The organism is Armatimonadota bacterium (assembly GCA_013359125.1).
Classification (GTDB): Bacteria; Armatimonadota; Fimbriimonadia; order Fimbriimonadales; family GBS-DC; genus JABWCR01.
On record JABWCR010000036.1, the window covers coordinates 1 to 19828 of the forward strand.

Annotated in this window: 14 protein-coding genes; 8 read left to right on the forward strand and 6 right to left on the reverse strand. The window is 60.1% G+C overall.

Annotated elements, in window-relative coordinates; translation table 11 throughout:
* Nucleotides 1-184 precede the first annotated feature (184 nt).
* From HUU60_12415 to HUU60_12435, 5 genes are read right to left on the reverse strand one after another with little or no spacing between them, the layout of a single operon-like run.
* Nucleotides 185-3391, reverse strand: coding sequence for an AAA family ATPase (locus tag HUU60_12415; protein NUL83507.1), 3207 nt, complete (start codon nucleotides 3389-3391; stop codon nucleotides 185-187).
* A 16-nt stretch (nucleotides 3392-3407) separates the two neighbouring features.
* The gene (locus tag HUU60_12420; GenBank protein NUL83508.1) at nucleotides 3408-3878 is read right to left on the reverse strand and encodes a hypothetical protein; all 471 of its coding nucleotides are present in this window, start codon (nucleotides 3876-3878) and stop codon (nucleotides 3408-3410) included.
* A 19-nt stretch (nucleotides 3879-3897) separates the two neighbouring features.
* Complete coding sequence (gene thiL, locus HUU60_12425) at nucleotides 3898-4800, reverse strand: thiamine-phosphate kinase (GenBank protein ID NUL83509.1); 903 nt, start codon at nucleotides 4798-4800, stop codon at nucleotides 3898-3900.
* A complete protein-coding gene (gene thiE, locus HUU60_12430; GenBank protein NUL83510.1) occupies nucleotides 4787-5407 on the reverse strand; it encodes a thiamine phosphate synthase in 621 nt (206 codons plus the stop codon). The genes thiL and thiE overlap by 14 nt, the downstream gene beginning before the upstream one ends.
* Nucleotides 5404-6657 (reverse strand): tyrosine--tRNA ligase, encoded by a 1254-nt coding sequence (locus tag HUU60_12435; GenBank protein NUL83511.1) that lies wholly within the window; start codon nucleotides 6655-6657, stop codon nucleotides 5404-5406. Before HUU60_12435 ends, thiE begins: the two co-directional genes overlap by 4 nt.
* Before the next feature lie 74 nt (nucleotides 6658-6731).
* On the opposite strand from HUU60_12435, the gene HUU60_12440 reads away from it, so the two are divergent.
* The 3 genes from HUU60_12440 to HUU60_12450 are packed head-to-tail and all read left to right on the forward strand — an operon-like array spanning nucleotide 6732 to nucleotide 9236.
* Nucleotides 6732-8561: a hypothetical protein gene (locus HUU60_12440; protein ID NUL83512.1), complete on the forward strand. Its 1830-nt coding sequence runs from the start codon at nucleotides 6732-6734 to the stop codon at nucleotides 8559-8561.
* Nucleotides 8558-8758 carry a hypothetical protein gene (locus HUU60_12445; protein ID NUL83513.1) on the forward strand — a complete coding sequence of 67 codons (201 nt, stop codon included), beginning with the start codon at nucleotides 8558-8560 and terminating at the stop codon, nucleotides 8756-8758. The genes HUU60_12440 and HUU60_12445 overlap by 4 nt, the downstream gene beginning before the upstream one ends.
* A complete protein-coding gene (locus HUU60_12450) occupies nucleotides 8751-9236 on the forward strand; it encodes a hypothetical protein (GenBank protein NUL83514.1) in 486 nt (161 codons plus the stop codon). The genes HUU60_12445 and HUU60_12450 overlap by 8 nt, the downstream gene beginning before the upstream one ends.
* Before the next feature lie 14 nt (nucleotides 9237-9250).
* On the opposite strand, the gene HUU60_12455 is transcribed toward HUU60_12450, so the two are convergent.
* Entirely contained in the window at nucleotides 9251-12463 is a 3213-nt protein-coding gene (locus HUU60_12455; GenBank protein NUL83515.1) for an Ig-like domain repeat protein, read from the reverse strand.
* 130 nt (nucleotides 12464-12593) lie between these two features.
* On the opposite strand from HUU60_12455, the gene HUU60_12460 reads away from it, so the two are divergent.
* The 5 genes from HUU60_12460 to HUU60_12480 form a co-directional block, all read left to right on the forward strand.
* On the forward strand, nucleotides 12594-13871 hold the full coding sequence (locus tag HUU60_12460) for a helix-turn-helix transcriptional regulator (protein NUL83516.1): 1278 nt from the start codon (nucleotides 12594-12596) through the stop codon (nucleotides 13869-13871).
* A 218-nt stretch (nucleotides 13872-14089) separates the two neighbouring features.
* The gene (locus HUU60_12465; GenBank protein ID NUL83517.1) at nucleotides 14090-14410 is read left to right on the forward strand and encodes an ATP-dependent Clp protease adaptor ClpS; all 321 of its coding nucleotides are present in this window, start codon (nucleotides 14090-14092) and stop codon (nucleotides 14408-14410) included.
* A gap of 9 nt (nucleotides 14411-14419) precedes the next feature.
* Nucleotides 14420-16660 carry an ATP-dependent Clp protease ATP-binding subunit ClpA gene (gene clpA, locus HUU60_12470; protein NUL83518.1) on the forward strand — a complete coding sequence of 747 codons (2241 nt, stop codon included), beginning with the start codon at nucleotides 14420-14422 and terminating at the stop codon, nucleotides 16658-16660.
* A 269-nt stretch (nucleotides 16661-16929) separates the two neighbouring features.
* Nucleotides 16930-17307, forward strand: a complete 378-nt coding sequence (locus HUU60_12475; GenBank protein NUL83519.1) for a hypothetical protein — start codon at nucleotides 16930-16932, stop codon at nucleotides 17305-17307.
* Nucleotides 17308-17348: 41 nt separating this feature from the next.
* A partial coding sequence (locus HUU60_12480) for a DUF1929 domain-containing protein (protein NUL83520.1) occupies nucleotides 17349-19828 on the forward strand: 2480 nt, incomplete at its 3' end.

Genomic DNA, 19828 nt, shown 5'->3' on the forward strand with positions numbered 1-19828 from the left:
GCTACGAGTTTTACTACACGGACAACGGCGAGCGGGCGGCGTGGTTTCAGACGCCGACCATGCCGGACGGCGCCGGCTATCGCCTGCGCGCGGACGCGAGCCGAAGACATCGACCCCAGGCATCCAACAGAAAGGGCGAAGCGCGGAGAATTTCAAGCGCAGAATACAACGTCGCACTTTCCAACTACCCGTTCATCGCTTCTTGGAGCAATTTTTGGGTAGAAGGGGATGGCGAGGCGTCCAGAGAGCGCTCCAGCGCGTCAGATGTGCGGTGATAGAGCGCTATGGCGTCTGCACGGCGGCCCATGGCTGTCAGCGCTTGCATGGCCAGTCTGCAAGCCTGTTCGTCGCAATCGTCGCGTTCCAGGGCGTGCTCGGCCATGTTCACAGCGTCCCCATAGCGACCGGACTGCAGATAGTTTTGCGCCAAAGCGATCAGCCCTTCTTGAATCTGCCGATTGGCGCGCGCGGCCTCGCCCGCGCACCATGGCTCGTGGGCGAATTCGGGAAGGAGTTCGCCGGGCGTCGGGTCGAGAGCAGCGCGCAGCGCTTCGGCCTGTTCGTGGGGAGGCGCGATCGTCATTGCGGCCTGGATCGCTTGTTCCAGGCGCTGAGCATCGGTGAACCAGGGCACATTTGGGGCAAGGCGGTAGAGACCTTGCTCGTACCGAATCCACTCGCCCGCCCGCTCGCCAAACGCCTTCTTTAGGCTGCGTCGAGCGGCGGAGACGGTGGTCTGCAAGTTCACCTTAGCGCTGTCCGGCGGCAGGTGCGGCCAATGCTGTTCCAACAGCGAATCGGCATGTATCGGCTGTCCGTTCGCTAATGCCAGATGAGAGAAAAGCGCCCTTGCACGGGGGCTGGACCAGTGGTCGCGCTCCATTTTGCGACCGGCCAGGCTGATGGCGCCCGATCCTAAGAGGGCGATGTGAAGCTCCAGGCCGTCCTTTGCGCCATCGCCCAACAGTGCTTTTTGAGCGCGCGGCCGTCCGTAGGCGGAGAGCCAGCGATCGGCCTCTTCGAGCGTCGATTTGCTCGTTTCGTTCCCGTCAACATCTAGCGCAGCAGACAGGGTCAACCGAGAGAGGCCCCGGTAGAGCGCGCTGCCCCACTCGTCCGCCACAGTGGCCGCTCGCTCGGCTAAACTCACCGCGTCCTCGCCTTTTGCGATTGCCAAATGAGCGCTCGCTCGCAACCATTGGCACTGCAGTTCGGGCAGTTGAAGTTCGGTCGCGGCGCTCTCGGCCTCTAAGACCGATAAAGAGGCATCGCCGAATAACCCCGATTCGATGAGCAGTTCGCCGCGCAGAAGGAGATTTCGGGCGGCCATCAGCCGGTTGTCCAGTTGCTTGGCCAGGCGCAGCGATTCGTTGGCGGCATTCAGGGCATCTTCCAGTCGGCCGGATTCGCGCATTGCCAAAGCCTGAAAGTAGAGCAGGTGGCATTCGCGCTGGCGAGCGCCCGCCGTTCGCGCCTCGGCCAACATGGGCGGCAGGAGTTGCAAGGCTTGCGCCGCATCGCGGTAAAGCAGGGAGAGGAACCACCAATCGCGCTTGGTGTACTGGCCGTTTTCGCCCGATCGAGCGCGGCTGACTTCCATCAATGCGCGAGCGTGGTATTGCAATGCGGCGGCTTGGCCCGAGAACCAAGCGAGTTCGGCCTGGATCGAGTGCCAAAACTCCTGCAGTCCGGTCGATTCGGGCCGCTCCGATAGCAGATCGAAGGCAAAGTCTAGCGCCTCTTGCGCAAAATCCTCGTCGCCCAGCGCTAGCGCGTATCGCACGGTCGATTCGAATACGCCGTACCAGTCTCGCGCAACGGCCGAGCCGCTGGTCGCCAATGGCCAAATGCGCTTGTGGGCGGCCAGAGCCGATCGGATGTCGCCTCGGGCAGCCGCGCAATGCGCCAAAGTGGCCTCGACGATAAACCGTCGCTCGTCGTCCAGATCGTGCGCCAGTAGGAACTTCTCTAAGTTCTGCTGGCCATGGGCGGCCGATCCGGTCTCGGCCATCTGACCGGCCAAGGCGCAATGGAGCTGGGCCTGAAGCGCAAGGTTTTCGTCCAAATCGGGTATTCGCTCGGCCTCGGCAATCGCCTGTCGGGTGGCCTCGATCGCGCGCATCATGCCGTCTGGCAGCACGAACATAAAGTGAGGCCGCATAGTCAGCAGCTTCAGTCGCTCGGCGGGACGGTCAGCCTTTTCCGAGGCGTTCAAGGCGGCCTCGATCAGGCTCAGTTGGAAGCGCGAATCGGAACGGTAGGGAATGGAGAGAATAGCGGAGTAGAGCGCATCGAAGGCTGTTTCGCTGGGCGGCGATTTAGTCCAGTGGACGAGTGCGGCCTCGCGCGAGAGGGCGAACTGTTCTGCGTTCTCTGCAATGGCTTGGTGGCGGCGGGCGCGGTCGGCAGGCGGCATCGCCTTGTATATCGTCTCGCGCACCAGCGGATGGGTCCAGCGCAGTGTCTCGTCCTGTCGGTCCGTCCAGCCTGTCTCGATTGCGCTTGCGATGGCTTTGCTGTTCGGTTTTGCGCCCATTAAGAGATTGATGTGGCTAAGATTGAACTCTCCTTCGAAGCAAGCGCCCCAGCGCAAGAGTTCTTGCGCGGCGGGCTGCAAACTCTCAAAGCGTCGTGCCACTAGCGATCGGACGCTCTCGGGGCCAGCCTCCCCATTGACCTCGGCGCCCCGCGCCATCTCGGCCAAAAAGAGCGGATTCCCCAGGCTTAAGCGGTGCGCTTCTTCGGCGCTGACGGTCGCTCCCACTGTCGAAAGATAACTCTCTGTCTCCTCAAGGCTGAAGTTGGCCAATCGCAGATATTCGCCCAGGCCGTATTGAACGGTCTCCTGCAGCAGATCATGGAGCGAGTCGTTGCGATGCGTGCTGCGAGCGCAGAGCATGATGCCGAGCGGTTCGTGCCGTACCAAGGGAAGCCAACCTCGAATCATGTTGAGCAGCGCGTCGGAGGCTTGGTGCGCGTCGTCGATCAGCATCACGAAGGGGCGAACTCGAGCAAAGGTCCTCAATTGTCGGCCCAGCTGATGCGCAAAGTGCCAGCCTGAACGTTGAGGGGCTTCCGTCCAACTTTGGAGCGCTTGAGCAAACGAGGCGATCTGCGGATGATCTTGAAACTCGCGCTCGATCTGTTCTAGCAGCGCCAGCGCCGGATACCAGGGGGGTTCCCAATCGGCGCCTCGGCACCAGGCGTCAAAGGCTAACAGACCGTGCTTTTCGGCTTCTACCAGGCATTGGCGCATCAAGGTCGTCTTGCCGACGCCAGGCTCGCCCAACAGCAAGAACACGCCGCCCTGACCCGAGGCGGCGCGCAACAGCCAGCGATCGATCTGTTCGATCTCGGCTTGACGCCCGCAAAAGGCCTGTTGTGAGAGCACGCCTAATTATGGACGGCTAATCACCAGGCACGAAGATGTCGCGCGTGGCGATACCGTACAGCGGTATTTCGCCCTTGGCCGTCCGGTAAAAGCCTTTGCCGCCCATTGTAAAGGCGCCGCGACCCTCAAAGTTCACGTTGCCCTTGCGGCTCATGATCTGGAAAGAGTGAACCTCGCCGGTAAAAGCAAAGCGGCCAGTGCCTTGAAAGATCTTGATGCGCGCCTTGTACTTGGCCGGAAGCACGATTCCCTTCGGCAACTCCTGAAGTTCGACGTAGCCGGACGTTTCGAACGTGCCCTTGTAATCGAACAGGAGGATGACGGCCTGCTCCGCATTAATGGTTACCTTGCTCGATGCGTAAGTCTCGAGCCGGAAGTTAAAGGGGTCCGACTCGGCATAGAGCGTGCCGCGCGGCTGGGGTTGCTGGGCTCCCAAAGTCAGGGAGCCGGCAAATAAGAGTAAAAGGACCAATCGAAAAACGTTCATAGGTCAAGAGGATACCCGTTCAGCCAAAGTGATCGTAGCCTTCGGGCGGGTTGACGCCGCCCCAATCGATCCCGTGGTCGCTCGTCAGTTGGCCGATGCGAATCCAACCTGCGGCGATCAAGGGGTCGGGATTTGAACTTGCGACAAGCAGTTCGTAATCTTCTCCGCCTTGCAGAGCGATCATCAGCGGGTCGAGGTCGTTCTGAAGCGCATATTCTTTTGCTCCTGGATGGACAGGGACCGACTCAGGTTCGACTTGAGCGCCCAAACCCGATGCCGCGCACAACTTGGGCAGGTCGGCGGAGAGGCCGTCGCTGATGTCCATCGCAGCAGACCAATGGACGGCGGTTTCGTGCCGGGCAAAATCGAGGCGCGGAATAGGTCGAAGGTGGGCCTCATGAATGGGCGTAAGGGATGCTGTCCTGCCATGCTTTCGTAAGTCCAGCAGTCCTGTCAGAGACGCGCCCAATGGCCCGCTGACCAATAACGCATCGCCAGCTTGCGCGGTGGAGCGTCGAGATGGGTGGTCGCTCGTTCCCAGCGCAACGACATCGATCGCGGCACAATCGCTTCGGTTCGTATCGCCCCCTACTACAGGACAGCCGAAGCGCGCGCAACAGTCGGCCAGCCCTCGTGCGGCTTCCAGTGTCCATTCGGTGTCGTCCGGCCTGATTCCGACCGACCAGCCCAAGGCAAGGGGCTTGGCCCGCATGGCTGCCAGATCGCTCAAGGAGGCTGTTGCCGCTTTCCATCCGATCGAATAAGCGTCGCACCATCGACGGTCAAAGTGAATGCCTTCGAGCAGCATGTCCATCGTCAGGATCAGGTTCGTATCGCTAAACGGGATGATCGCGGCATCGTCCGACAAATCCGCGGCAGGGAAGAGCGACGCGAATCGCTTGATCAGATCAACTTCGCGCATCGTTCCAGGCTCGAACCAGGTCGATGGTCGCTTGCACGGGGTCTGTTGCCTGGCAGACGGCAGACACGACCGCCGCGGCCGCCGCGCCCGTCCGCGCAACCTCCGCGATGTTGCCAAGATGAATGCCTCCGATCGCGACGACCGGTTTATCGATGCGCGAGACGATTTGCCTCAGCCCCTCCAACCCCACTAGGGGCCCGGCATCCGGTTTGGTGGCCGTGCCAAAAATTGGCCCGATCGCCACATAATCCGCGCCGCGCTCGGAGGCCGCCAGCGCTTCGTCCAAGTTATCGCACGAAATTCCGACCAGAGCATTGGGCAGTAAACGTCGCGCCAGTTCGATTGGCATGTCTTCTTGGCCTAAGTGAATCGCCGGAGATTCGACCGCCCAGGCGATGCCCGGTCGGTCGTTGATCACGAAGAGCGCATGATGGCGGGCGCAGAGCTCCTTGATCATCAGCGCGTTGCGGTAAAGAACGTTGAACTTGGCCGACTTGTGCCGATACTGCACGATCTTGGCCCCGCCCGCCAAGGCCGCTCGCGCCTGTTCGACCGGGTCGCCAACGGTTGGGTCGGTAATCGCGTACAGACCCTCGATAGGGGTCATACCAACTCCACTAAGTAGTACTGTTTCGCGCCGCGCCGCAGGGCTATAAACCGGCCCTCAATCGCCTGATCGATGTGCACGCGATCCGATTCGGGCCTCAGGTTGTTCACATAAAGGCCGTTCTGTTGCAACAGCCTGCGCGCTTCGCTTTTGCTGGAGGCGGCGCCAACCCGAGCGGCAAGGTCAATGAGCGACATCCCTTCGCCTGCTAGTTCGTCCTTGGGGATTTGCGCTGAGGGCACGTCGGCAAAGATCTGGGCGATCTCGCTCGCGGTTAGGCCGTCCAACGATCCGCCAAAGAGCGCTTGAGAAGCCCGCACGGCCTTATCGACCGCGGTCTCGCCGTGGATCATGCGGGTCAGCTCTTTCGCTAAAACCGTTTGCGCTTCGCGCTTTTCTGGGCGAGCAACCGTAGAATCTTGAAGAGCAAGGATCTGCTCTTCGCCGAGCCAAGTAAAAGTCTTAAGACGATCGATAACGCTCGCATCGGGCACATTGTACCAAAATTGGTAGAACTGGTACGGCGCAGTCATCTCCGGGTCGAGCCAGACGCTGCCTCGCTCGGTTTTGCCGAACTTCTGACCGTCGTGCGTCAGCAACAATGGGTAGACCATGCCGTGCGCGTGCGAACCAGGATGTTTGCGCCGAATGAGATCGACGCCCGCCACGATGTTGCCCCATTGGTCGCTCCCGCCGCACTGCAGTTCGCAACCGTAATTCTCGTACAGATGCAGAAAATCGTGCGCCTGCAGAAGCATGTAGCTAAACTCGGTAAACGAAATGCCATGCTCCGACTCGATCCGCTTCTTGACGCTCTCCTTGGCGATCATGTAGTTGACGGTAAAGCGCTTGGCCGTTGTGCGCAGAAAATCGAGCAGGCCGATCTCGCTCAACCAGTCGTAATTGTTGACGAACTGCGCGTCTTCTCCGATGATTTGGCGCAATTGGGCGTAGATGCACTCGGCGTTGTGGCGGATGGTTTCCAGGTCCAGCAGGTTGCGCTCGTCCGACTTTCCGCTCGGGTCGCCCACCATCCCGGTGGCGCCGCCCACCACGGCGATCGGCCTATGGCCTAATCGCATCAGCCGCGCCAAATTGAGCGCAGGGATCAAATGGCCGACGTGCAGGCTGGGCGCGGTCGGATCGAAGCCGTTGTAAGCCGTGATCGGCCCCTTGGCCAGTCGATCTTCCAAGCTTTCCGTCTGGGCATAGATCAGCCCCCGCCACTTTAACTCCGCCAATGCGTCCATTGGCAGAGATTATACTTGGGCTGGAGCGCTTGCCCATTTCCAGGTTATACTATCGCACTGCGGAGGCGTCATCTATGATTCTGAGACTTTCAACTCTAATTGCATCGATCGTTGCCGTTGCTGCCGTTTGCGCCCAGCCAATTACCTATCAAGGTCAATTGAAGGACGGCGGACTGCCGGCCAGTGGCAGCTACAATCTAACGTTCGAGCTTTTTAATGCCGCGTCGGGCGGCGCTCAAGTAGGCCCGACCATTAACTCACCGGGCCACCTGATAGCCAACGGACTGTTTACCGTCAATCTGAACTTCGGCCATGTGTACCACCAGGGCGATCGCTGGCTGCAGATCATAGTCAACGGCACAACGCTCGTGCCTAGGATCAAGATCAATGTTACCCCTTATGCCATGTATGCCAATCGACTCATTTTGCCTTACTGGGACATTGCAGACCTTCCGAATCAGCCCGTTTTCTTGATTCAGAACACGGCTACGTCTGGCAACCCGACGGGTCTCTTCGCCCAAGCAGAAGGTGGCACGGGCAATGGGGTTGTTGGCCGTTATGTTAGCACGGCGGCTGGCGGCAACGGCGTTTACGGCGAGACCTGGAGCCAAAGCGGCCACGGCATTGCTGGCGCCGCGATGTCTAGTAGTGGCACGGGAATCGGTACCGGGGGATATACAAATGCGGCCAATGGACGCGGAGTCTATGGAGAAGCCTCCAGCGACACAGGCGCGGGCGTTGGCGTTTATGGCCAATCTTATGCTCCAAACGGTACGGGAGTCTTTGGTCATGCGATCACTACGATAGGCATCGCTCATGGCGTGCACGGCCAGGCAGACGGCTCGGGAAATCGGGGCGTGTTTGGTCATGCCACTCACTTGGGTGGTGGCGGCGTCGGCGTCTATGGGCGATCCGATGGGGGCGGAGGTGCAGGCGGAAAGGGCGTGCACGGCGTTGCGACTCACCCCTTCAACCTAAGTTTCGGCGTTTATGGCACGGCACAAAGTACCGCGGGTTCAGGAGTCGTTGGCGAGTCGATTGCGACCACAGGATTCACCTATGGCGGGCAGTTTCACGCTAGCAGCAGCGCCGGTCGGGCGGTTTATGCCCGGTCGAACGCAACCACAGGCACGACTTACGGAGCGCTCATCGAGAACTTGAGCGCTAATGGTTTCGGCGTCCACGTGCACAATCAAGCGACGACAGGTCCCAATCAAGCTGGCTATTTTCAGGCAGACAGTCCGCAAGCACACGGAGTTTCTGCCTTTTTGACGTCTGCCACGGGCAGCGGATATGCTCTTTATGGTCGGTCGGAAGGCATCAGTGGAGTGGGCGTCTATGGACTTGCTCAACATGGATCCGGGTTCACCTTTGGGGTGTTCGGCCGAGCTCAAAGCCCTAATGGATATGGCCTCTATTCGGTGGGCAACTTTGCTGCTACCGGCGGCAAGTCGTTCCAAATGGACCATCCTTTGATGCCTGAAACGCATTTCCTCAATCACTATTGCAGCGAGGGCGTCGAGCCGCTCAACGTTTACAGCGGCAATGTCGTAACGGACGGAAAGGGTCTCGCTGTAGTCCAATTACCCGATTACTTCGCGGAAATCAACCGCGACATCCGATACCAATTGACCTGCGTCGGACAGTTCGCGCAGGCGATCGTGAAGGAGAAGGTCGTCGGCCATCGCTTTGTGATTCAAACCGACAAGCCGAACGTTGAGGTTTCGTGGCGCGTCGAGGGCGTCCGCAACGACCGATGGATGCGCGAGCACGGCTTTCAGGCGGAGAAAGAGAAGCCCGAGGAGTTGAAAGGGCGCTACCTGCACCCTGAGTTCTATGGACAGCCGGCCGAACAGCGTATCGGGTACGAACGCGGCGTCCAACCAGGTATAACCAAGCCATGAAGCCAAATAACTGGGTGCCCGTCTCATTGGAGCCGGATCCGGTGATCGAGTACTACAAGAAGGACGTCGACATGTCGCTGCTTCGGGAGAATCTTAAGCTCACGCCAGAGGAGCGGATTGTCCGAATGTTAGAGATTCGAGAGTTTATGCTGGAAGTCCGCCGAGCGGGGGAAGAGCACAGGCGGGAGAATGGGTAACGGTTTCGCAGAGGTCCTTAGGAGGTTTAGCGAGGCTCAGGTTGACTTCGTAGTCATTGGTGGCGTGGCGGCGGTTGCCCATGGCGCTGCGACGGTTACCTACGATCTTGATATTGTGTATGAGCGCTCTCCCGAAAACCTCGGCCGAATGGTCGAGGCGATGCGGCCCCTTAAGCCCTATCTTCGGGATGCTCCCGAAGGCTTGCCCTTCATTTGGGACGAGAAGACCCTCCAGCGCGGCCTCAACTTCACCCTGATGACGACCGCTGGCGCTGTCGATCTCTTGGGCGAAGTCGCGGGCGGATCGACTTACGGCGAGCTCAAAGACTCAACTATCACTCTTCGCATCTTCGGAATAGACTGCCCCTGCGTCAGCCTCGAAAAACTCATCCAGCTTAAACGCGCCGCCGGGCGCCCGAAGGACCTGGCCGCCTTGGCCGAAATCGAAGCCCTCCGAGACGCCCGCTCCGACGGCTGAACCGTCGCCAGCCCTCAGCAGCCCGCGCCGAATTGGCTCAGCACAAGCGCCAGATCCGCGTCGTCTATAATCCCGTCTGGGACGACGTCCTCTAGACAACTGCCGCAGTTCGCCAAGCCAAACGCCTGCAAGACCGCCGCCAAGTCGACATCGTCCACGCAGCCGTCCAAATTGACGTCCCCTGGGACATAAGTCCAAAGGGTCGGGGATGCGACCGACCACAAGCCGCCGTTATCCTGAACACGAAACGCAAACGAGTCGCTTCCGCTCCGGACCGGCGCAAAGCTGAACGACGGTTGCGCGCCGCCGATGGGCGCCTGAGCCGGATGCGCCAATATCGAATAGGTCAGAGGATCGTCGTTCGCGTCATAACCGGCCAGCGCAAACGTGCGAACGGCGCCGTAAACGCAGTGAATCTCGCCGATCGGCGCGGTCGAGACGATCCATGCCGTGCCGTTCTGCAGAGACAAGTTCAAACTGTGCCCCGACGCGTCGGCGGCGCTTGTTCCGTGCCCTCGGTTCGCAGGCCAGTAGGCGACTAAAGAAGAATCTTGCGCGTCTGCTATGGCGTGCCTGCGCAGAGCAATCTCTCGCTGGGTCAAGGCGCGGCCCCATATCCGAAGCTCATCGATGTCCGCATGCGCGTTCAAATCGCCTAACGGGTGCCAATTGCTCCGTCCGACAAAATTGCTCGTGCGGACAACCGCCCTGGGAACCGGAACATAACCCGACGCGACCAACCCGCCGTTGACGAACAGCCGCGCCGTGTTGCCGCTCAGCGTGCCGGCCAGATGAACCCACTGGTTCAAAGGAAGCGCGACGCTGGAGGCAATGCCCAGCCCGCTTGAGCCGTTGAACACGAACATATAGGGACGCCCGCTGTCGACCTCGCTTAAGGCAAGAAACACGTTGTCGCTCTGCATCCCGTTGCCAAAGTCGATCACGCGCGCCATGCGATTGTGCGAGCGAACTCGCACCCAGGCCTCGATTGTAAAGTCGCCTGAAAAGTAAACGGCGCTGGGAGCCGTCGCATAGTCGTCAACCCCGTCGAGGGACAAAGCCGTTCCGGCCAGCACCGCCGTCGGAGCGCTGTTCAAAATGGTCAGCGAAGCCGAAGCCGACTTAGACGTATACGAAGCGTCCCCCGCAAAATCGGCTCGCCATGCATACGAGTTGGAACGATAACCGGTAGGGAGGGTAAACGTCAGAGACGCCAGCCCGGACGCATTGGACACCGCCGACCCGACCGAGCGCCCGTCGAACGTAAACCCGATCGTCCGACCGGGAATCGGATTGCCCGACGTCGCGTTCGTGATCGTTGCGCTCAACGCTATAAGCTCTCCCGCCCGACCTTGAAGCCCGCTGGGCAACTGAAGCGCTACTCCGGCCTTCTGGATCGTGAGCGTCGATGCCGCCGTCGATCCGTAATAGTCGACGGTCTGTCTGAATTCGGCGCCCATGGCAGTGGGGGTCGCTTCGGTTCCTTCGGGAATCGTATAGTTCAAAGTCGCCGTCCCAGACGAGTTGGTAACAGCCGAGCCTACCGAAACGCCGTACACCGTAAAGTGAATGGTCGCGCCCGGTAAAGCGACCAACTGCCAAAAAGGCGGCAGAGCATACTGGCACGTCGCGCGCAACTGAACGGTATCTCCAACCTTGCCCGAAGCCGGATTGAGAACCAATTGAGTCGCCAATCGGCCAATGCGCGTCTGCGCCACCCACGATCCCCACCGATTCGAACTCCTGACATATTCGCCGGCCACCCAAATATCCTGATTCACGTTTGGGTCCGGAGAGGCTCCCAAATAATCGCCCCAACGGTTTCGATCGCTCGAATCGATGCGGGCGTAGCTGGCCGATCCTTCCTGTACCAGCGCGCTCGATTCGAGCGTGCTTCCCGGTCCGTCTCGCCACGCCGTTACGCGCGCCTCTGCATAGACGCTCGAACTTGACTTGGTGAAAACCATCGAAAAGTCGTTATAAGCGTTCGGCGCCAGCGCCGGATAGTAATAGTCGCTGTTGGATGCTCCATACGTTGCAACCCGTTCCAAAACATAGGAGGAATCCTGAACGTTGATGACATAAGGCCGCACAGCGGCGCGCAGGCCGCTGCCCCAGTCATAGCCGATCGTGTGCGCCGTGTAAAGACGCCCGTTGCGCAGCCAGGCGGTGTGCATGCGAGTGTCGCCCGTGTCGATCGCCAGGCCGCCCGGCTGGAATGCGTCCGGCGGATCGGTAAAAGCCGGCGTCTGAAGCGATCGCGAATCGTGCCTTTGCAATCCGTTCAGCCATCTCTCGTTCCAAGTCGAACCGTTCGGAAAGTGATAGCGCGAGATCGCTAGCGAAGAGCTTCCGCTGCGACCGACCACATGCAGATAGTTCGAACTGGACCACTGTCGCGCCGGCACAGAGTTGCTTGTCGGAGGAACCGCCTCGTACCGTGTGGAGAACAAACCGTTGTACACCTGATGCTTGTTCAGCACGAACATCCTGGAGTGATTGAAGCTGTCATCCCACTGGAACATGTTCGCCGTTATGTAGATGGCGTTGTCGTCGTACCCAAGTTGAGGATAATCCGCCCAATAATTGGTCATTGGCAGGTTGTATCCCAGCCAGCTCCCTGTCGGATCGCTGCCTGTGCTGGCAGCAATAGAAATGGTGGAAGTCTGCGCCGAAGAGTCCATTCGATCGAACACGATCACCCAACGGCTCCACAAGGGATCGTAATAGACCCGAGGGTCGAATGTGAAATCGTTCGTGTCAAAGAAGTCGTCCGCGTCCCAATGTCGGACCTCATCGCCGTTCGTACGATTGTAAACGTAGATGTCCGAGTTTACAACCACGATCGTGTGAGACGGCCCGACGGCGACATCGATGTCTGGAGGATAGTAGACGGTGCCGATAGTGCCCATGCTGGGGCCGATAAACGAGGTTATAATCGAGGGCGCGGCAATGCCCGCATCGCCCGCGTCTTCGACCGCCGGACCTTCCGAATAGCCCGGATCGTCCTGTTCGAATTTCGGGTTTGGCGGCCCGAAAAACCGCGGAAGCCTTTGAATCTTGTTTCGATAACGATCGACGATCTGGTTCGGATCGATCAGCCGCGGCTTTAAAGCTTGGGGCACAAACCGAATCGTCTCGTCAGGCTGGCCGTGCACTGCCGCGGCCAAAAACAGAGCGATAACCGCCAATGCGAGGTTTCGGAAACTCGTTGCATTCTGTTTCATCGTATTTCTTCCTCCCGTTTGGGCTGCCTATGGCCTATTTTGCGTCCGTTTCCAATGAGACAGGCCGACTTGTTCAAAATTGCAACGCCCTGCTAAAAGCGATGTATACTTTTGCCAAAGAGGGAACCCGGTGAGTTCTGTCGGCTCCGTCATACGCGCCATGCGCGCGCAAAGGGGGTGGAGCCTTCGCCAAACGGCGGCGAAGGCCGGCATCAGTGCTTCCACCGTCAGCCGATGGGAGACCGCAACGACCTCTCCCTGCATCCCCGAACTGAATCAGCTCCTCTCCGCGCTGCAGGCAACGCCGCAGGAGCGCGACTGCGCCTACCAGGCCGTCTTGAAGCCCCGAGCGCTGAAAATCGTCAGCGAAAAATCTCCCAATGCGCCCTGCTCGGCGCCCGCGCCGGCAGACCTGCTCAGAGCCATCCGATTGAGAAAGGGCTGGTCGCAAGAGCAAGCCGCCTCCACAATCGGCGTTTCGGCCAGCATGATCAGTCGTTGGGAAAACTACGAAGCCTGGCCGGGCGCGTTTCAGCTGCACGCTCTGTTGCTCGCTCTTGGCGCGCGAGAGCCGGAAATCGTCTGGCTCGCCCAAGGCGGCGACCGCCATGGCGCCCAACCGCTGTCGCTGCCGACGAGCGCCGCCGACCTGGCGCGCTTTATCGACGATGCCGCTTGCAACCGGTTGTCGATAGATCCAAGCCTGCTGGACCTGGTTGCGGTGGCGCTGGAATGCCGCATTTGGAACCGCTACAAGGCGGGCGATCCCGTCTTGCCGCTGCTGGTCGAGGCCTGTGTCTGGCGCTCTCGAATATTGCTCCTCGACGGACGCGTCGTCGAAGCCGGAAAGAAAGCCGCACAGGCGCTCTCCGTCGCCTCCAAATGCCAAAAGTTCGAGCCGTACTGGCTGTACGCGGCGCACGTCTTGGCTAAGTCTTCCGCCGAAACTTACAAACGCTTCAGGCCGATAGACGGCGCCGCCATACTGGACGACTACCTGCCTTTGGCCAAAAGTTTCTCCCCCGCGTTCGAGGTCTGGTTCTTGCGATCCTTGGCCGAATACGCCGCCATGGCAGGGAAGCCAAGCCTGGCCCAACAGGCGAACGACGACGCTCTCAAATGCGACCGCCGGCCCGAGCCGTTAGCCGACCGCCACAACCTCTATTCCCACGCCTTGGTGAAAACCTGCATGGGCCAGGCCCAAGAGGCGCTTCGATTAATGGAGGAGAGCCCGGCGCTCGATTGCAACCCGAACGACGCGCCCTTGCAGCAGCTGAACGAAGCCTGTCTCTGGCAACTTGCTTTAAGCCGATCGGGCAGGGAAGAAGAAGCCGCGGGGTGGGGGCGCAAAGCGCAAACGATTCTGGAAGACAACAACATGTGGCAGGCGCGAGCGCGAACGTTATAAAACGCCGGAGACCGGCACGCCCTTTCAAGCGCGCGCTCCATCCGCCTGCAATAACCTTTTCCGTCGCGCAGCGATGCGCCCTTGTAGGGCTGCATCCCGCCGCTATCGGCTCGAGACCGTTCGTCCGTCCTTGCGCCCAAACGCACGGACAACGCAAGGATAACGCAAGGATAAAGCACGGAAACTTGGCGCGACAGTATACTAATGCCGGTACAACGATGGAGACGCCACAATGGGATTACGAGCAAGAGAGCGAGCTGGCCGAGGAGACGAAGCCCAAGGCCAAGAAGCCGCCCCTCTATAAAGTCTTGCTCCATAATGACGACTATACGACCATGGACTTTGTGGTGCACGTGCTGCAAACCGTGTTCCACCGTTCGCCGGCTGACGCGTTCCGCATTATGATGGCCGTGCATCAACAGGGCGTCGGCATGGCGGGCGTCTTTCCGTTCGAGATTGCCGAGGAAAAGGCCGAACGCGCCATATCGATGGCTCGGGCTAACGACTTTCCGTTGCTCTGCACCGTAGAAGAGGAATAGAAACCGAAAATGATGACCAAAGATTTACAGCGCGCTATCACGCTTTCTATGGAAGAAGCCGCCAAGCGCAGGCATGAGTTTGTAACGCTGGAACATCTGCTCTTTGGTCTGCTCCAAGACGCCAACGTGAGCGAGACCGTGCGCCATTGCGGCGGCGACGTCGAGCGGTTGCTGGTTGATTTGGACGATTATCTGACCCATCAGTTAGAACCAATGCCGCCTAAGGCCAAGCGTCATCCCGAGCCGACGACCGCCTTCCGCCGCACGCTCTATCGCGCCGAGGTCCACGCGGAGGGCGCCGGACGAGACAAGATCGACGGGGGCAACGTCTTAGCGGCGATCTTCGAAGAGCGGCGCGCTCACGCGACCTATCTATTGGAAAAGCAAGGCATCACTCGGCTCGACGTTCTGAGCTACATCTCGCACGGGATATCAAAAATCGAGGCTCCGGGCGGCGACTACGATGAGGATGGCGACGCGACAGAAGCCGACGAGGCCGATCGCCGCGCGGTCGCCAAGCCGTTGCAGTCGTTCGCGATCGACTTGCTGGAGCGGGCGAGGCAGGGGCGCATCGATCCCCTCATCGGTCGAGAGACGGAGATTCGCCGAGTGATTCATGTGCTCAGCCGACGACGCAAGAACAATCCCGTACTTGTGGGCGATCCGGGAACGGGAAAAACAGCCATAGCCGAAGGTTTGGCGCTCAAGATCGCGCAAGGCGACGTGCCCGAGTCGATGAAAGGCGCCGAAGTTTATTCGCTCGATATGGGCGCGCTGCTGGCTGGCACCAAGTATCGCGGCCAGTTCGAGCAGCGCCTTAAAGCCGTCATCGCCGCGCTGCAGAAGAAGCCCGGCGCGATCCTGGTCATCGACGAGATTCACACCATTGTCGGCGCGGGCGCGGTCAGCGGTGGATCGATGGACGCCTCGAACATCCTAAAACCCGCGCTGGCGAGCGGCGATCTGCGCTGCATCGGTTCCACCACCTATCCCGAATACAAGGCGGCGTTTGAGCGCGACAAGGCTCTGGCGCGGCGGTTTGAGAAGATCGAGGTCGCCGAGCTGACTATCGACGACACGGTAAAAGTGCTCGAAGGACTTCGCCCTTACTACGAGGCGCACCACGGCGTTACCTACTCTTTCGAGGCGTTGCGCGCTGCGGCCGAGCTTTCGGCCAAGCACATTAACGACCGTTATTTGCCGGACAAGGCGATTGACGTGATCGACGAAGCGGGCGCTTCGGTCAAATTGTCGCATCAAACCGAGAGCCGCGAGGTTACCGTAGCCGAGATCGAGCAAACCGTGGCCACCATCGCAAAGGTGCCGACCAAGTCCGTCAGCGGTTCGGATCGGGAGCGCCTGGCGCGATTGGGGGACGAGTTGCGGGCGGTTCTGTTCGGCCAAAATCATGCGATCGACCAGGTGGTGCGGGCGATCAAGATTGCCCGATCGGGATTAGGGCAGGCCGAGAAGCCAATCGGGTCGTTCCTCTTTTCGGGGCCGACGGGCACGGGCAAGACGGAGCTCTCCAAACAACTGGCGCGGGCGCTGGGCGTGCAGTTTTTGCGCTTCGACATGAGCGAGTATAGCGAGCGGCACACAGTGTCGCGATTGATCGGCGCGCCGCCCGGCTATGTCGGCTTTGATCAGGGCGGCCTGCTGACCGACGCGGTGAACAAGCATCCCTACAGCGTCGTGCTATTGGACGAGATCGAGAAGGCGCATCCCGATCTGTTCAATATCCTGCTTCAGGTGATGGATCATGCGGCGCTGACGGACAACAACGGCAAGAAGGCCGACTTTCGCAACGTGATCCTGATCATGACCACTAACGCGGGCGCTCGGGAGGTGAGCGAGGAGGGCATCGGCTTTCGCAAAGGCTCGCCGGGAGAGGGGCGCGGGGCGATCGAACGCGAATTCAGTCCCGAGTTTCGCAACCGTTTGGACGCTTGGGTCGCGTTCAATGCGCTAGGGCGAACGGAGGTACTGCGGATCGTGGACAAGTTTGTGGGCGAACTTCGGGAACAGTTGACGGAGAAAGGGGTCGAGATCGAGGTTACCGATGCGGCTCGCGATTGGCTGGCGGAGAAGGGGTTTGACCGGCTGTTCGGCGCGAGGCCGATGGCTCGACTGATTCACCAAAGCATCAAGGAACCCTTGGCCGAGATGATGCTGTTCGGCTCGCTGGCAGACGGCGGTCGAGCGTTGGTCGATGTTGCGGATGGCGAGATTGTGGTGAAAGAGGGGTAAGAGCGAGCGCTGGCAAGCCCAAGCGCTCCATAGGTTGATTCAATAGCTTCGATTCGTACTCAGTTTTGTGCTACATTTTGAAAAAATCCCGTTCGGCTCGTCGAGAATGTCTCGGGCGGGCGAGCGTCCTGGCGAGCCGAAAGACCGTGCCAGGCGGGAGGGCGAGCGTCCCCGCGAGTCGATGGTCGGATCGCCGCCGTCCTCTATCGAAATTGTGTTATACTATTCAGTGGCGGCGCGAGCCGCCGATTCGAGATCATGGAGGTTGTATGATGTCTGCATCATGTAGCGCCATCGAAAATCGACACACGCACACACACACACGCACATTGGCGCGCGCGCCGCTTAGCGGCCTGATCCGATTCGCCGTGCTCGCTCTCCTCGCCCTCGCTTTCTTAATCCAGCCGCCCAAAGCCCCCGGCCAAAACCAGTATGCCGTTACGGGCAAGTGGGACTACATCAAGGGCGGCAGCGATCCGTTTGAAGACCCTCGAATGATACGCATGAGAGAGCATCCTTTCGGATTGGGAAGCGGTCTGAGCGCGCCCTACAAACGCTGCGCGATTCGGCCTCCAACTGGTGGCCAGAAGGCAAAGAAGTCCGCGACACGTTTGGCGTCCACACCATCCTGCTGCCAGGCCGTCTGACTTTGCCTGGAGAGTCCGCCCAACAGCCGCGTGGAACCGTGATGATGATCGGAAGGGGGCAGCAGTACTATCGGTCAGATCACGCATCAACTGTCAACACTTTCAGTTGGAACGCCCATCTCTTATGGCGCTACCCGTGGAGCCAGCTTTACGACGAGGAGAACGGCGCGGGCCGGCACGGATACGGCTATCTTGGCTTCTCAAGGGATTGGGACTTGTCCAATCACAACCAGAATGACGCCTACACCTATTCCTCGAATCTCTTTTGTTCCGGCCACACAATCCTAGACGACGGTCGCCTGTTTGTCGTTGGCGGAAGCTACATCCCGCCTGGATCTTCTAATGTACGGGTTCACGGCCTCAGATCACTGTTCACCTACGACGTCGAGCTATGGCGAAACGACACGACCGGCAGCGGCGCCGACGACTACAAGGCCCAGGCTGGATGGAAAGGCGCCGCCAATGACGATTACGCGCCAATGTACTCCAAACGATGGTGCGCTTCGCCTTTGTTGCTACAGGACGGTTTCGCGCTCATCGTCGGCGGCGTGGACAACACCCAAGCCTCTACAACCTGCTCGGGACAATCGACTGATCGAAAGTATACGGAGAGTTTTGAACTTTGGAACCCATACGGAACCTGGGACATAAACGATCCCGTTCCGAGTGATTCGATCCGTCAATACCCTTTGGCGACCGCATCGTGCCTCACGTGCGGGGGTACAAGCTCGCACCCATGCCTCGGCGAAGACGACACGCATCCGGATTGCGGCGATCCCGTGGTCGGTTGCGGATGCCCGGCGAGTCGCGGCTTCAACTGCAACGAGGATCAGCGATGGACGCTGGGCAACGAGCACCCGCGACTTCACCTCGTCAGCTTCCTGGTCGGGTCCAATACCATCACATCGCGCTCTGCCTACAACGGCCCCTACTATCCGGTCTACGTGCTGAACAGCCACAACAAGACTCACGGCTGTTGGCCGGACGATACGGGAGACTCGGCTTGGTCGTGGAAGCGATTCCCCTATTCAGGCTCGTCCGGAGATCCTTTCTACCTGACCCGCGCCGGCGGCACATCGGTGCTGCTGCCTCGCATCGACGATGGGACGCTCAATCCGGAGACGGTCGGCAAGCAAGCTCTGAACGAGGTCGCCCGAATAGGCGGCGAGAATGGTTCGACCTATCTTACCGGCAGCAACTTCGGACGCCTCTATCGGTACTCCTACAGCTCGAGCGGCGCCGCGCACAAGACCCAGGTCGATCACCAGGCGCTTCAGCCGCTCGATCAAGACCGTCCGGGCGGCAAACACATCGGCGGCACGATCTTGCCCAACGGCGACATCTTCGTCGCCGGCGGCATGACCGGCCATGTCCCTTCCAGCAACGACATCGCCTCGGTAACGCGCTGGAACGCCGACATTCTAAACGCCTCGCAAGTCGACGACTGGGCCGACGCGCCGTGGACGCCCTTGGCCTCGATGCCGCAGGGCGACATCGACTCGCACCAAGACTACACGAACCAGAATCCAAACGTGGGCAAGGGCACGCCGGACAGCGCCCGTCTCTACCATTCGACGCAGATCTTGTTGGAAGACGGCAGGGTGTTAGCTGCCGGCACCGACATGGACGGCCACGACCCAGCGGATGATTACCGGATGTTCCGCAATCTCTATCCGACGCTCTACTCGCCGCCCTACCTGTTCAAGATCGTCAACGGCGAGCACGTGCCGATCAACGACGAGACCGACCGCCCCAAGATCGTCTCGATCGAGCTGGAACAGGCCGACTATTCGCAAGTGGTCGAAATCGAACACACGGCGCCGACCAACCGCGTCATTAAATCTGTGAACTTAGTCCGACCGAGCTCGACGACGCACAGCGTCAACTTCGACCAGCGTCTGGTGCGGTGCCACTTCGTCCTTAATGAAAACGGGACTACCTTGGAGGTTACAATGCCTTGGGACGCGCAGATCGCGCCTCCCGGCTGGTACATGGTGTTCCTCATCGACGACCAGCGCGTTCCCTCCATTGCGGGCTGGATCCGGCTGAGACCCCTGCCATGGGCGCAGTGCGAGCTGGAAGAGCCGGAGGAGACGACGATGCAGTTCTTGTTCGAAGGCTCCGAAGGCGAGGAGGAGTCGTGCGTCGAAGACGAGGAGCCGTTGTTGCCGCCACGCGCCTTCTTTATGGCGCCGATCAAGGTCGAAGTTCCCGGCGTCGGCCGATATCGCCTCTCCGTCAACGGCCTGGACTGGGACGGTATCGCAAGGTCTCCGCTCCTTGCGCGTCTGCCCGATGGCCTCTGTGAGTTCTATCTCCCGCCTCAGCAAGGCTATCTGGGCAAGCGGCTTATTGCCGAGGCCGGCCGCGGAGCCCGGATCGACGTGGCGCTCTATGCGGGCGACGCGAACGGCGACAACCGGGTCGACGCCGAGGACCTGGCCCTGCTGCAGGCTCAGATGGGCCAAAGTTCGGACCGATCCCGCGGCCAGAGGCTGAGCGCCGACCTGAACAAGGACGG